Origin of the sequence: Mesorhizobium sp. M0340 (assembly GCF_040321535.1) — a bacterium.
Classification (GTDB): Bacteria; Pseudomonadota; Alphaproteobacteria; order Rhizobiales; family Rhizobiaceae; genus Mesorhizobium.
The window spans coordinates 72337-85925 of sequence record NZ_JAMYRR010000011.1; the positions used below are offsets into that span (position 1 = coordinate 72337).

A 13589-nucleotide genomic window follows, 5' to 3' on the forward strand; every position below is an offset into this window, starting at 1 on the left:
ATTGTCCTCGAATTGCGAGAACTTGCCGGCGACCGGCTCAAGCACACCAACCACGGCGCCGCAATTTCGGCAGCAGCCGACGCAAGCCCTGACTGGAGGGTTTCGTTAGAACGCCGCGGCCATGGGCATTGCGACTTTGTTGGGGATCTGGATGTCGATCTCCAATCTCGACGTCGTTTCGCCGTGATCCATGCTTACCTGCAGGAAATCCTGGTCGACCTGAACATGCCGGGCGATCACCGCCATGATCTCCTCGCGCAACACGGAGACGAGATCGGGCTGGTTGCGGCTTCGACGCTCGTAAGCCAACAGCAGTTGCAAGCGCTCGCGCGCCACGGGCGCGCTGCCACGGCGCTTGAAGATATCGAGCAGGTTCATGCTGCCCTCCTTCCCAACAGCCGGTCGAGGAGGCCCCTCCGTTCGAAAGGCAGAATGACCGGCAGGTCCTCGCCCTCGAGTCTTCTTGCCGCGTCGATATAGGCGCGTGCGGCGGGGTTGGTGTTTTCGCTGAGCGTAACCGGCGCGCCCACATTGGATGCGCGCAGCACGTCCTGGCTCTCGGGAATTATTCCCAGCAGAGGCGTGGACAGGATCTCAAGAACGTCATCAATGCTGAGCATCTCGCCGCGGGCAGCGCGGGCAGCGTCGTAGCGCGTGACGAGGACGTGTTTGGCAATCGATTCACCTTGCTCGGCTTTCATCGTCCTGGAGTCGAGCAGGCCGATGATGCGATCGGAATCGCGGACCGAGCTCACTTCCGGGTTGGTAACGATTACCGCCTCGTCGGCAAAGCGCATGGCAAGTTGCGCGCCCCGCTCTATGCCGGCCGGGCTGTCGCAGAAGACGTAGTCGAAAACCGATCGCAGCTTGTCGATGACATCGGCGACTCCTTCCTCGGTGAGAGCATCCTTATCGCGCGTTTGCGAGGCCGGCAGCAGGAACAGCGTTTCGAGCCGCTTGTCACGGATCAGCGCCTGCGAGAGCTTGGCGGTTCCCTGAATGACGTTGACGATATCGAAAACAACGCGCCGCTCGGCGCCCATGATCAGATCGAGGTTGCGCAGGCCGACATCGAAGTCGACGAGGGCCACCCGCTTGCCGGTTTTCGCGACCGCGGCGCCGAGAGCGGCCGTCGAGGTCGTCTTGCCGACACCCCCTTTGCCGGATGTGACAACCACTACCTTGCCCATATTTGTGCCTCCAATGTTGTTAGTTGAGCGGTGCGACGCAAAGTGCGCCGTCCTCGAGAAAGGCCTGTACCGGCCTTCCTCGCGAGGAGGCGTCCATCTCCTCGGCGGTGCGGTACCAGCCGTCTACCGCCAGAAGTTCGGCTTCATTTTTCCGGCAAAAGATGCGAGCTGCGGAATTTCCCGTGGCGCCGGCGAACGCACGTCCACGCAACGTGCCGTAGACGTGGATCGATCCTCCGGCGATGATCTCGGATCCGGAACTGACGGAGCCGACAATGACCACGTCGCCATCGGGGTGAAAGATCGACTGGCCGGAGCGGATCGGTGCCTTGATCATCAATGAGTTCGGCGCCTGCGGCTCTTCCGTCTTGGCCTCAGCGGCGGCCTTCGGGTTCGGCTGCGCGTAAAGCGCATCAGCGGTGGCCTCCTTGGTGCCAACGAGGAGCGGCGGCAGATCGGCATCAAGAGCAACATTGCCATCGGCCTCGATCGCGTAAATGCGAATCCCGCGCTCCGCGAGTTGTGAGACAAGATCCCGCATCTCGCCCACCTCGGGCTTGAACATAGTCAGATCGAGCACAACCGGGCGGCCGGCAAAGAAGCCGGGAGAGTTTTCGGTCCAGTGATCGAGGCTTTGCAGCCATTCCCCTAGCGGGGCCTCAGGGGTGAGGGTGAAGGCTACAAACGAGCGCGCTCGAAAGCGTATGGACTTGTTTTGGATGGGAGCGACGCAGGTCACAGAGGCGAGTCCTTACTGATTGGTTAAGGCTAGCCCGGCATGGTTAACGAAAAGTTAATGGCGGCTGCCCGAGGCGTTGGCGGAGGCATTCTTTTTGCCTCCGATCGTCCCACCGGCGACCTGCTTCCGGTGCAAGACGAGGTCCTCCTCGCGGCTGCCTGGAGGCGCATCCAGTTCACGAGGTCGGCCGACCGGTATAAGATTGCCGTGAACGCCGGGCGTATTAAGGAGTTATCGGTTTGACAAGCGTTGCCAGGGGGTCTGTCGCAGATCGCGGTCGCGCTACCTATGACCTTGGCGCGACCGCCATCTTTGCTTCCAAATCAGACCCGCGCTTTCACTATTGCCTGTATGTGCCTCCCGCGGTTGGAGAAGGGGCCAAAGTCGACCTGATGGTCGCTGTCCATGGCACCGGCCGCACCTCTTTTCTTGGATTCCGCGACGCGTTTTCCGAGTTCGGACGCTGGAACGGCTGCGCCGTTTTGTGTCCGCTGTTTCCGATCGGCGTTCTCGGAGATGATGCCCGCAGCGGGTACAAATATATGCTCGAGGGCAACATACGCTACGATCAGGTGCTGATCGCCATGATTGAGGAGGTCAGCGCCAAATACAGTCAGGATTGGAGCCGCTTTGCCATGTTCGGATTTTCCGGCGGCGGGCATTTCACGCATCGTTTTGCTATCCTGCATCCCGACAGGCTCTGGGCGGCCTCAATCGGCGCGCCAGGCTCGGTGACCTTGCTCGATCCGACGCGTGACTGGTGGGTGGGCATTCGCGATCTGCCGGAGAAGTTCGGCATCACCTTCGATGCCGCAGCGCTGGCAAAAGTGCCTTTCCAGATGATCGTCGGCGACGCCGACCTGGAGACTTGGGAAATCACTCATGTCCAAGGCAGCACCCATTGGATGCCAGGCGCCAACGATGCCGGGCGAACACGGCCGGAACGCCTCATGGCCTTGTGTCGATCGTTCGAGCAGGCGGGTGCGCGCGTGCGCTTCGATTTGCTGCCAGGCGTATCTCATGAACGGGACGCGGTTCTCGATTCCGTCAAGGACTTCCTCGCCCAGCAACTCAAGGAACGACGGGACGCCTCACCATGAGCCGCTGCGCTCCAGCTTGTGAAGAGATTACGGCAATCAAGACCCGCCCGCGTCGATCGCATCCAACCGCGATCTGCTGGCCGTGCGCGACAACTAGAGCAACGCTTCGTAGCGATCGCCGATCTTGTCGACTGTGAAATCCAGCGCCCTGTTTCTCAGCACGGCACCAGGGATGGGGTGATCCAGCATTTCGGCCATCGCCTTTGCCAGGGCTGCGGCGTCACCGACCGGCACCAAGGCGCCGAAGCGGCCGTCACCGAGTATTTCGCGCGGGCCATGCGGGGCATCGGTGGAGATTACGGGGACACCTGCAGCCATGGCCTCGACCAACACGTTGCCAAAGCCTTCGCTGGTCGATGACAGAACGAACAGATCGGCTGCGGCATAGCAAGCTGCGAGGTCGTTGACGTAGCCGGCAAAGAGCACGTGCGCGCCGATGCCGGTCTCTTCGGCATAGGCGTGCAATTCGGCAGCCAGCGGACCTTCGCCGAAGATGACAAGCCGGGCAGGGCGGCCGGCGCGCAGGGCAGCGAAGGCCCGCAGCAAAGTCCGGTGGTCCTTGACCGGCACCAGGCGTCCGGCGGTGGCGATGACCGGGCCATCGCCCATCGCCGCCAACGCTGCCTGCCAGGCATAGGAAGTCCCCTGCGGTGCTTCAGCCGGCGGCAGCGGGTTGTTGATGACGACGACCTTGGATTTGGGGAAGCCGCGGGCGATGATGTCACGGCCGACACCCGCCGAAACGGCGATGGCTTTGGTTGCACGCGCTGCAACCAGCGCGGAAAGCCCGATCGCCAGTCTCGCGCCGAGGCCGCTGGCAGGCAGCGAGGCGGCGGCGTGGAAACTTGGAAAGAATTTTGCCCGGCTTCTGGCCAACATGAGTGACAGCGCCATCACCAGATTGGCGAATTCCGGGGCACTATAGACCGCATCAGGATCAAGGCGGCGGAACAAATTTGCGCTTCGCACGATGCCTTTCAGCGTCGCCGACTTGGCGTAACCCTCGCCGCGCAAGAGAAGGCCGAAGTCGACCAGATGCACGGCAGCGGAACGCAGCGCGGCGTTAGGGCCTTCCGCGTTCCAGGCAAAAAGCGTGACCTCGTGGCCACGCGACGCCAGTTCATTTGCCATCAGGACGAAGACACGTTCGGCGCCGCCGCCCCTCAGGCTGGCGATGTGGAAAACGATGCGCTTCACCATGCCTTGCTTCAGGCTCGGCTGGCGGCAAGGCCTGGTCGGTTCGGCGGCCGACGCATGTCGCGGATGATGCCCATGCCGATGGCCAGCAGCATGCCCAAGGCAAAGCCTGCGAACGCTCCTGCGCCTGCTACCAAGGCAGTGCGCGGGGGCCATGAGCGCGCGGGCGGGGGCACCGCGGTCGAAATCACCTGTACGTTTGTCGTGTCGATCTGCTCGCGCTCGCTGATTTGGCGTGCACGTGACAGGAAGCTCTCATAGACGGCTCTCTTCGAGGCGGCATCGCGTTCAAGTTCACGCAGGGCGACTTCGGACTCGCTGTCGGTGAAAACATTGCTCTTCAGATCGTTCATCCTGGCGTTGAGAGAAGCCAACGAGGCCCTGGCCTTGTCCAGGCTGGCCTTTGCCGTGCCGACGGTGCGGGAGAACTCGGCCCGGAGTTGCGAGTTGACGGTCTCGAGCTCCGTCCTGAGCCTGACAATCGTCGGGTGACGCGGGCCGAAGGTCATCGACTGTGAATCGATCTGCTGCCGCAGGCTGTTTGACCTGTCGCGCAGCGCTGCGAGCGCTTCCGAAACCGTGGGGTCGGGATTTGCCCCATTGATGCCGGAGGCAACCAGGGCGTCGTAGCTTGCCTGCGCGGCGATGACGCGCGATTGCGCATCGACGATTTCGCCATTGAGCTGCGTCAGCGTCTGCGAACTGACAAGCTGGCCATTGCTGGTGGACAGATTGTGGCTACGCCTGTAGCTCTCGACCTTCTCTTCGGCTGCTTGCACATCGCTCTTGAGTTGGCCAAGCCGGCTGTCGAGGGCTGCCGCGGCACGGCTGGCGCCGGCAGCTTCTGCCTTGGCCAGTTCTTCCTGGAAGTTTTTGACTAGGGCCTGCGAGATCAGGATCGCCTTGGCGGTGGTTTCCGCAGATACCGAGAGGGTTGTGACGAACGATGTCGGGTCCGCGATGGCGTCTACCCGGTCCGCCAGATTCTTCAAGGCGATGAGCCTCGGGTCGGGCTTCGCCACAGCGCCAGACGAGGATATGCTCCGGTCCGGATCGAAGAATTCTGGATCGTGAGTCAGATTCAGTTCGTCCACCACACGGGAAAGCACGTTGCCCGAGGTCAGGATGCGCTGCTTGCTGCGCGTGCTGAGCAACTGGCTATCGACCTGGCCCGGTTGCGAGTAGAGGTCGTTTTCCACAACCTGCAAATTGGAAGGGTTGATGAGGACCTCGGTCGTGACGGTGTAACGCTGCTTGCTCAGCAATGCATAGGCGCCGCCAACAATGCCGCCGATTACCGCCAGCATAAGCGCCAGGGCCAGGCCGGCCCGCAGCCAGACGAACAGGCGTCGAAAATCGAGCTCGAGGAAATCGCCGATCTTGTCCAGGGTCACCGTGGCGACAGGCTCCGGAGGTTGCGGCGTCACCGGTGCGGAGCTTAGCGCCGCGACTGGGCCATGCTGTTGCAGCAATGCCCTGCGCCGTGCATTGGCAATACGCTCGAATGCACTGTTGTTGGAAGCCGCCGCGGAGATAGGGGGGGTGCCGGAACCGGCAGACATGGTGACAACCCTTGTTAAATCATTACGCTTGGCCTGCTCTACAGAAACATCGTTAACATCTTATTTTCCAAGTTGGCCCATTTTGCCGTTCATACCCGTTCGTCCGGTGGACGTTGAAGGGATCCGTTGCCCAGAATCTGGTGCGAATCCTTGCCAGCGCCGGATTGGCGCCCGAACCGGGTGCGTGATTTTCATGAAATCGGTAACGAGCACTTAACGGCGCGCTTGTATTGAAAGCATTGCAACGCCTTTTGGATGACAACTGAAGCACTGACCGCGACCTGCAGGATGGCATCAGTCGCCTGCAATTGCAGGAGAGGAACGTGAACAAATTCTATTCGATCCAGTATCTTCGCGCCTGCGCTGCCTTGCTGGTTCTGTTCGCGCACGCTTTTTCTTACCAGATCGGCATCAACAATCCGATTATCGTGACCGCGGGGCGCCTTGGCGTTGTTCTGTTTTTCGTCGTTAGCGGGTTCATAATGGTCTATATTACAGGAAATGGTGTTTTCTCTGCTCCAACCTTCCTGAAACGCCGGGCGATCCGGATTGTCCCCCTCTACTGGCTTTTCACAAGCGTCGCCGCACTTCTGGCCGCTCTTGCACCAAGTCTCTTCCAGACGACTGTCTTTACGTGGCCCCACTATCTCCAGTCGCTCTTCTTCGTTGTCCACGAAGCGCCCGAACGAGATGGCGTCAGCCCAATTCTGGCACTCGGCTGGACGCTCAATTATGAGGTCTATTTCTATATCGCATTTGCGGCGCTCGCGTTCCTGTCAGTGACCGCGCGCGTAATTGTGCTGACGGTCTTTTTCATTGCGATGTGGCTGGCCGGGCTGCTGATGGCTCCCACCAACCCTGTTATCCAGTTCTATCTGAACGCTTCTCCGGTGGCGTTCGTCATCGGCATGTGGGTAGGCCGGCGCTATCTGGATGGCGGCTTTGTTTCCGGCACACGCCATGCCTGGCTACTCGGCCTCATGGCCGCTGCAGGTGTGGTGCTTGCATTCGTCGATGACGGCACGCCGCTGATGAGCCAGATCAGCTTCGTAGGGCAGGTAATGTGGGCAGCCAGCCTGCTTCATCTTGGCCTCATACTGGAACCGAAACTGAAGCACTGGAGCCTGCTCGAAGAGCTCGGCGACGCCTCCTACGCGCTTTACCTGTCGCATATCTTCGTGATCGGCGCCGTGGCCTATTTGGCCAGGCGCACCATCGGCTACGAACATCCGGCGACGGTGTTGCTGGTCTCCGTGGTCAGCATCGTGACGGCCTGCATAGCCAGTCTGGTGATCCACCAGATGATCGAGAAGCCGATTCTTCTCGCTCTGAACGGCAGAAGAACGATCAGAAACACATCGCTTCCTTACGCTGTCACGGGGAACAAATAAGGAGACCGTGCAAACGTACGGGCATCGAATTTAACGGTTGTGGCAAACGCATGGCCCGGCGCATATTTCGCCGGCACACACAGGCCGCCTCCCTTCGGCGGTCCTTGAATGGATCTCGTTGGCCGGAATGCCGTTTGAACATCTTCACCTGGATGGACCATGAGCTATCCCGCTGCCGCATCGGAACGATTGTTGTCCACCCAGGCGCGCCGTCAGAACGCGCTGTCGCTGCTGTTTTTCCTGTGCGCGGCGTTCGCGTTCCTGCTTCGCTTTACGGTGTCGCCGCAGGTGATGAACATGGTCGTCGACTATACGGCCCAGGGAGGCTCGTTCTACGAGAAGCTGCATTTCGGCACCTATGCGATCTTCCTGCTGCTTGCTGTCGTTCTTTTCAGCCGACCGTTTCTGCTGCAGGGCGACGAAATTGGAATGTTCAAAGCGTTGATGCGCTATTCGGTGCTGATGTTCGCGCTGGTGCCTTATCTGTTCGTTACCGGCCGCGCGGGCTCCTCCGGGTTCATCATCGATACCTATCTGGTGGCCGGCGCCGCAGGCCTGTTGATGCTGGCATTAAACGCGGAGTCGCGGCGGGCGCTGGGCGACGTCGTGCTTGGAATGGCCATCCTCAGCGCCGTGATCGGCACGATCGAGGCCGTGACCCAACATCGATTTCTGCCGTACGGTATCAACGAACTGCAGTTCAGGCCGATCGGCCTGGCAGCCCACCCGCTGTCACTGGGCGCGCTCTGCGCCACAGTCATCGGCTTCGTACCGCTGACGCGCTGGCGCATATGGGTGCGGGTGGTGGCGATCTTCGTATTGGTCGTCGGTTGTGCTGCATCGGGCGCTCGCGCCGCACTGCTGCTCGCTGCCGGAGAAATCCTCATTCTACTGCTGTTCGTGCCTTGGCCGGGCCTGTCGCTCAAGTATGAGCGGCAGGCCAAATTTGTCGTGCTGATGTTCACCGTGACGGGTGGCGCGGTGCTCGTAGCGATGCTGTTTGCGGGCGGTCTGCTGAACCGGTTCAGCAACACCATCTTCGACCAAAACTTTATGGCCCGGGTGACGATCTACCAGGTGTTCGGACTTGTCAGCTGGAAAGACATCCTGTTCGGCATGAACGGCGACGAACTCCTGAAGATCGTCAACGAGAAGCTGCATCTCCCCTTCATCGAGAGCGCGCCGGTGGTCATCATCATGCTCTTCGGCCTGCCCATAGCAGTGCTCTTTACAGTGTTGATATTCTGGTTCATTTTTCGGCTGCTGCGCGGGGCGCCGCTGCCTGCCTGGATAGGCACCATGACTTTCTTGCTTGCCGCGCTGTCGAACAACGCGCTCTCTTCAAAGTCGCCGGAGATTGCGATTATGGTGGTGTTGCTGCTTGCCTTCAGAAAGCAGCCCTATCGGGGCCAGATCGAAAGCATTCCTTCGGCCGCTGCGTCCCACCCAACCCGGCTGGATCTCGTTAAGCCCGACCTCAGATCCGGTCAGCCGGCGCTATCCACGACCTCAACACTGCCGGCGCGGTTGAGCGTGTGAATGCCCGCGCGGGCCCATGCCGGCCCCGGATCGATTGGGCGGGGTAGTTCGAAACGGATATCGAAATCATCAAGCCGATCCAGTCGCATTAACCCCAGGCCGCCACCATAGGCTCTTGAGCCGTTTTGCACCGGCAGCAGCAGCGAGCCCTCCTGGCGGATAAAGGCGCCGCCTGGCCGAGTGGCGGAGTGGTCGACCGCGACGGGATTGAGCGCGTGCGCAGCCCACGGCCCACGCAATGCCGGGGCGGAATAGACCGCCATCGTGTCAGACGCGCTACCGTGACCGAACCGCTCTGTCCCCAACAGCCAGAAGCGGCCGTCGGATTCGAGCAGCGTGGCGTCGTTGAAATCCCTGTTCGTCATCAGCACCGTATCGCGTACCCAGCGATCCGGAAACTGCACGGCACGGTAGAGCACCAGTTCGCGCGCCGCAGCGCTTTCCGGGATCATGAAAATCTCGCCGGAGTGAGCGAACACCTGCGGATATGACAGGTGATGCGCTTCCTCCAGCACCACCTTCGGCACGCCGAAAGTGCCGTCGGTGCCGAGTTCGGCCACCGAAATCACGCCGCGGCCCGTGGCATAGGGAAATTCCTCGACAAACAGAAAATGGCGGCCGTCGCGCTCGAGAACGAACGGATCGGCGTAGAAGCGCTGCCCGTCATCGGCAAGCACGGTGAACGGCTTACCGTCGAGTCGTCCGGTCTCGGCGACGCCTGGACCGTCGATCAGCCGGTAAGCAACCTGCCAATAGAAGGGGCGCCGACCACGTCGCAGTTTTTGCACCGCGCGGTCGACCATTCCCCTGCCGAAAAAGGGCAGATAGTGCCTGATAAATCCGCCCTTCTGCAGGGGCGGCGCCGGCCTCTCAATAATCGGCGCAAGTTTGCCCGCTGAAAAGCCGGCGACACATTGGGCAATCACGGAGATGGCGCCGGCGAGCAGGTCGTTGCTGGTCCGGGAGAGCCATAGCCGATCGCTGATCATCGGCCGTGCCCTGGCGACGGCAACGCCGTCGAGGCGCGCGGTGAGTTCGGGCAACCGCCCGCTCGCCAGCATCTCGGTCATACCCGCGGCAAAGCTGCTGTGGCCGCAAAATTCGAGCGTCAGGACAGGCGTGCCCCGTCGTGCGGCGCTAGCGGTGAGATCGACTATAAGATCGACTGGGCCGGTGTCGCCGGATGGCAACGGCCGGGAACGGCTTGCCAGTGAGGGGCCGAAGCGCCGGCCCTCGAGCGCCAGCACATTATCCATCGAGCGCGCATTGGGTTCAGGCGTCGGCGCGCGGCTACTCGAAACCGCATGTCCAGCCGCACTCAACCGCGCCAGAAGCTCATTTTCCCAGCGCCGGGATGCGCCGGCGTGGCCGATGATTAAAATATTAGTCAATCCAATATATTCTTTTTCAAGACTACTGCCATAGACTACTTGTCAGCCCAACCTTTCACAAGAGTTAACCCGGGAGAACGCGGCCTTGGTTGTTAATCATATATTAAGAATTGAGATCACGAAGGCGCTTCTCGACGCTATTATAACTCGTGCGGGCAATAGTCGGCATGTCCCGAAGGCTGCAGGCGACCAGGATCAGCGATGAACGTCCTTTCACGTCCAAAACTGCCATCGAGGCAGAAACTGCTGATCGTGTTCGGCACGAGGCCGGAGGCACTCAAATGCTTTCCAGTGGCGCGTGCCGCCCTTGCTCATCCAGGCTTCATCACCGAAATATGCATAACCGCCCAGCATCGCGAAATGGTCGACCAGGTTGTCGAGCTGACCGGCCTGCCTGTGCATCACGATCTCAACATCATGCAACCCGGCCAGTCGCTGTTCGACGTGACCTCGCGCGTGCTGCTGGGCATGGCCGAGGTGCTGGACAAGGCCAAGCCCGATATCGTCATGGTGCAGGGCGACACCACCACGGCGATGGCTGCGGCTCTGGCTGCCTTCTACAAGCGTATCCCGGTCGCTCATGTCGAAGCAGGATTGCGCAGCCACAACATCAACTCGCCGTTTCCTGAAGAACTGAACCGCAAGATTGCCGGCGACATCGCCACCTGGCATTTTGCGCCGACCGTTCAGGCGCGCGACAACCTCATCGCCGAAGGAAAAGCCGAAAGCACCATCTTCGTAACCGGTAACACGGTGATCGACACACTGTTGCATTTTTCAAGCGCGATCGATGCCGACAGGTTGATGAACGCGAAGCTCGCTGCCCGCTTCCCTTTCCTCGACCCTTCCAAGAAGATGATCCTCGTCACCGGCCATCGCCGCGAGAATTTCGACGGCGGCATCCAGCGCATCTGTACGGCGTTGAAGGGATTGGCGGCGCGCGGAGACGTGCAGATCGTCTACCCTGTCCATCCAAACCCCAATGTGCGCTCAGTGGTCAACGCAGACCTGGAAGGCGTGCCGAACATCCACCTGGTCGAGCCGCAGGACTATCTGCCGTTCCTGTACCTGCAGAAGCAGAGCTATCTGGTGCTTACCGATAGCGGTGGCGTGCAGGAAGAAGCGCCTTCACTCGGCAAGCCGGTGCTGGTAATGCGCGAAAATACCGAGCGACCCGAGGGGATCGTGGCCGGCACCGCCCGTCTTGTCGGCACCGATGTCGAGAAAATCCTGTTCAACGCCAATCGCCTGCTCGACGATCAGGCTGCCTATCGCGGCATGGCGGAACGACACAACCCATATGGCGATGGCCGGGCCAGTAACCGGATTGTTGAGGAACTGCTGCATCATGGCTGAAATCAAAACCGTTTCCGTAATCGGCATGGGCTATATCGGCCTGCCGACCTGCGCCATTTTCGCCAGCCGCGGGCTCAACGTCATTGGCGTCGATGTCAACGGAGCGGTGGTCGAGAAGGTCAACCGCGGCGAAATCCACATCGTCGAGCCGGACCTTGACGGTCTGATCCAGAAGGTCGTGGCGAACGGCAAGCTCATGGCCTACAGCACGCCGCAGCCGGCGGACGCCTATATCATCGCCGTGCCGACCCCGATGACCCACGACCATAAGCCGGACGTAACCTACGTGCTCGCGGCGGCACGAAGCATCGCCCCAGTGCTGAAGCGGGGAGACCTTGTGGTATTGGAGTCGACATCGCCGGTCGGAACCACGCGGATCATGACCGGGCTGCTTGCCGAATTGCGGCCCGATCTCAAATTTCCTGTCCAGCATGGCGAAGACGCCGATGTGCTGGTCGCCTATTCGCCCGAGCGCGTGCTGCCGGGAAAGGTGCTGACCGAGCTGATCAACAATGATCGCTCGATCGGTGGATTGTCCCGCAAATCGTCGGAACGGACCGCGGCACTCTATTCGACCTTCGTCACCGGCGACCTGTTCATGACAACGGCCGAAAGTGCTGAGCTGGTGAAACTGACGGAGAACGCATTCCGCGACGTCAACATCGCCTTTGCCAACGAGCTTGCCGCAGTGTGTCAGGATCTGTCGCTCAATGTATGGGAAGTGATCGATCTCGCCAATCGGCACCCTCGCGTGAACATCCTCCAGCCGAGCCCGGGCGTTGGCGGTCACTGCATTGCGGTCGATCCATATTTTATCATCGATGCCGCACCCAACAGCACGCGGCTGATGGCTTCGGCACGCCGGATCAATTCCGAGCGGCCCATGTCGGTGGTCAGGGATATCGAGGCCTTGCTCGATCCCTCCCGCAAGCAGACGATCGCCTGTCTTGGCCTCAGCTTCAAAGCCAACATCGACGATTTGCGCGAGAGCCCGGCCGTCGAAGTGGTGAAGCTTCTGTCCGATATCCCCAATGTGAAGATCATTGCGGCTGAACCCAACACAAATGCGCTGCCGCACGAGCTCGAGGGCAGAGGCATCGTGTTCACCGATGCACTTTCAGCCATCGACAAATCCGATATCGTCGTCCTGCTGGTCGACCATCGGCAATTCAATCTGGTCGACCCCGAAGCGCTCAAGGACAAGAAGCTCGTCGATACGAGGGGCCTGTGGACGTGGCGCAAGGCGCGCAAGCCGGACGCCCGCATCGAAGGCAAGAAACCAGAGATCGCACAAGTGCCGCTTGCAAGGGAGCAGGCCGCATGAACGCGCACGCCCCGGCATGGGCGCAGCATTCCCTGTTGGCGTCACGGCGCCGGGAGTTCCTTGGCGCACCTATCCATGCGCTGACCATGGCAGAGACGCTGGCCATCGCCGAAGAGGCGATGACCCTGCGGCGGCCGCTGCACCATGTGGTCGTGAATGTCGCCAAGCTGGTGACCATGCGCCAGAATGCCGAACTGCGCGACGACGTGGCCGGGGCGGACGTCGTCAATGTCGATGGCATCGGAGTGCTTTGGGGCGCGCGTTTGTGCGGCGTCGCGTTGCCGGAGCGGGTGGCGGGCGTCGACATCATGATCAATCTGCTGAGCCTCTGCGCGATGCGTGGATTCAGGCCGTATCTGCTGGGGGCCGAACAGCACGTTCTCGACGCGGTCGTAGCGAGACTTGCCAATGACCATCCGAGCCTCAGCATAGCGGGAACGCGCAACGGCTATTTCAAGCCGGAGGACGAGGCCGGGATCGTCGCGGCGATCAACGCCTCGGATGCCGACTGCCTGTTGGTGGCCATGCCGACACCGCGCAAGGAACGCTTTCTCAAACGCTACCGCGGTGAACTCGCCCCAAGCTTCGTGATGGGCGTGGGCGGCAGTTTCGACGTCTATGGCGGCAAGGTTGCCCGTGCGCCGAAGCTGATACAAGCGGCCGGCCTGGAGTGGCTGTTCCGCGTCGTCCAGGAGCCGCGACGCTTGTGGCGCCGCTACTACGATACCAACACTGCCTATGCCGGGCTGCTCTGCCGGGAGTTCTGGGAGCGTCGCTGGCGCCGAAACGCCGGTTTATAG

12 protein-coding genes are annotated in these 13589 nt (G+C 61.0%); 6 read left to right on the forward strand and 6 right to left on the reverse strand.

Annotation, left to right across the window (positions count from 1 at the left end; genetic code table 11):
- Window positions 1-105: 105 nt before the first annotated feature.
- From minE to minC, 3 genes are read right to left on the reverse strand one after another with little or no spacing between them, the layout of a single operon-like run.
- A complete protein-coding gene (minE, locus tag NKI79_RS17465) occupies window positions 106-378 on the reverse strand; it encodes a cell division topological specificity factor MinE (protein ID WP_023677151.1) in 273 nt (90 codons plus the stop codon).
- A complete protein-coding gene (gene minD / locus NKI79_RS17470; RefSeq protein WP_254819515.1) occupies window positions 375-1190 on the reverse strand; it encodes a septum site-determining protein MinD in 816 nt (271 codons plus the stop codon). Before minD ends, minE begins: the two co-directional genes overlap by 4 nt.
- Before the next feature lie 19 nt (window positions 1191-1209).
- The gene (minC, locus tag NKI79_RS17475; protein WP_352475705.1) at window positions 1210-1929 is read right to left on the reverse strand and encodes a septum site-determining protein MinC; all 720 of its coding nucleotides are present in this window, start codon (window positions 1927-1929) and stop codon (window positions 1210-1212) included.
- 239 nt (window positions 1930-2168) lie between these two features.
- Between minC and NKI79_RS17480 the strand changes: the two genes are divergently transcribed.
- Window positions 2169-3029 carry an alpha/beta hydrolase gene (locus NKI79_RS17480; RefSeq protein WP_352803036.1) on the forward strand — a complete coding sequence of 287 codons (861 nt, stop codon included), beginning with the start codon at window positions 2169-2171 and terminating at the stop codon, window positions 3027-3029.
- 93 nt (window positions 3030-3122) lie between these two features.
- Here NKI79_RS17480 and NKI79_RS17485 read toward each other — a convergent pair whose 3' ends face one another.
- A complete protein-coding gene (locus NKI79_RS17485; protein ID WP_352803039.1) occupies window positions 3123-4229 on the reverse strand; it encodes a glycosyltransferase in 1107 nt (368 codons plus the stop codon).
- Window positions 4230-4237: 8 nt separating this feature from the next.
- Window positions 4238-5788: a GumC family protein gene (locus tag NKI79_RS17490; RefSeq protein WP_352803041.1), complete on the reverse strand. Its 1551-nt coding sequence runs from the start codon at window positions 5786-5788 to the stop codon at window positions 4238-4240.
- Window positions 5789-6111: 323 nt separating this feature from the next.
- Between NKI79_RS17490 and NKI79_RS17495 the strand changes: the two genes are divergently transcribed.
- Window positions 6112-7179 carry an acyltransferase family protein gene (locus NKI79_RS17495; protein ID WP_352803044.1) on the forward strand — a complete coding sequence of 356 codons (1068 nt, stop codon included), beginning with the start codon at window positions 6112-6114 and terminating at the stop codon, window positions 7177-7179.
- A 159-nt stretch (window positions 7180-7338) separates the two neighbouring features.
- Window positions 7339-8718, forward strand: coding sequence for a VpsF family polysaccharide biosynthesis protein (locus NKI79_RS17500; RefSeq protein ID WP_352803047.1), 1380 nt, complete (start codon window positions 7339-7341; stop codon window positions 8716-8718).
- Here NKI79_RS17500 and NKI79_RS17505 read toward each other — a convergent pair.
- A complete protein-coding gene (locus NKI79_RS17505) occupies window positions 8667-10109 on the reverse strand; it encodes a glucosamine inositolphosphorylceramide transferase family protein (RefSeq protein WP_352475699.1) in 1443 nt (480 codons plus the stop codon). The two genes, NKI79_RS17500 and NKI79_RS17505, sit on opposite strands and share 52 nt — an antisense overlap.
- Window positions 10110-10310: 201 nt before the next feature.
- On the opposite strand from NKI79_RS17505, the gene wecB reads away from it, so the two are divergent.
- The 3 genes from wecB to NKI79_RS17520 are packed head-to-tail and all read left to right on the forward strand — an operon-like array spanning window position 10311 to window position 13589.
- Entirely contained in the window at window positions 10311-11465 is a 1155-nt protein-coding gene (wecB, locus tag NKI79_RS17510) for a non-hydrolyzing UDP-N-acetylglucosamine 2-epimerase (protein WP_352475698.1), read from the forward strand.
- The gene (wecC, locus tag NKI79_RS17515) at window positions 11458-12789 is read left to right on the forward strand and encodes a UDP-N-acetyl-D-mannosamine dehydrogenase (protein ID WP_352507205.1); all 1332 of its coding nucleotides are present in this window, start codon (window positions 11458-11460) and stop codon (window positions 12787-12789) included. The genes wecB and wecC overlap by 8 nt, the downstream gene beginning before the upstream one ends.
- Entirely contained in the window at window positions 12786-13589 is an 804-nt protein-coding gene (locus NKI79_RS17520; RefSeq protein ID WP_352803051.1) for a WecB/TagA/CpsF family glycosyltransferase, read from the forward strand. The genes wecC and NKI79_RS17520 overlap by 4 nt, the downstream gene beginning before the upstream one ends.

Coding starts and splice junctions, on each gene's coding strand:
- NKI79_RS17500 (WP_352803047.1), top strand. CDS start 7,339: ATGAGCTATCCCGCTGCCGCATCGGAACGATTGTTGTCCACCCAGGCG.
- wecC (WP_352507205.1), top strand. CDS start 11,458: ATGGCTGAAATCAAAACCGTTTCCGTAATCGGCATGGGCTATATCGGC.
- minE (WP_023677151.1), bottom strand. CDS start 378: ATGAACCTGCTCGATATCTTCAAGCGCCGTGGCAGCGCGCCCGTGGCG.
- minD (WP_254819515.1), bottom strand. CDS start 1,190: ATGGGCAAGGTAGTGGTTGTCACATCCGGCAAAGGGGGTGTCGGCAAG.
- NKI79_RS17520 (WP_352803051.1), top strand. CDS start 12,786: ATGAACGCGCACGCCCCGGCATGGGCGCAGCATTCCCTGTTGGCGTCA.
- NKI79_RS17490 (WP_352803041.1), bottom strand. CDS start 5,788: ATGTCTGCCGGTTCCGGCACCCCCCCTATCTCCGCGGCGGCTTCCAAC.
- wecB (WP_352475698.1), top strand. CDS start 10,311: ATGAACGTCCTTTCACGTCCAAAACTGCCATCGAGGCAGAAACTGCTG.
- NKI79_RS17485 (WP_352803039.1), bottom strand. CDS start 4,229: ATGGTGAAGCGCATCGTTTTCCACATCGCCAGCCTGAGGGGCGGCGGC.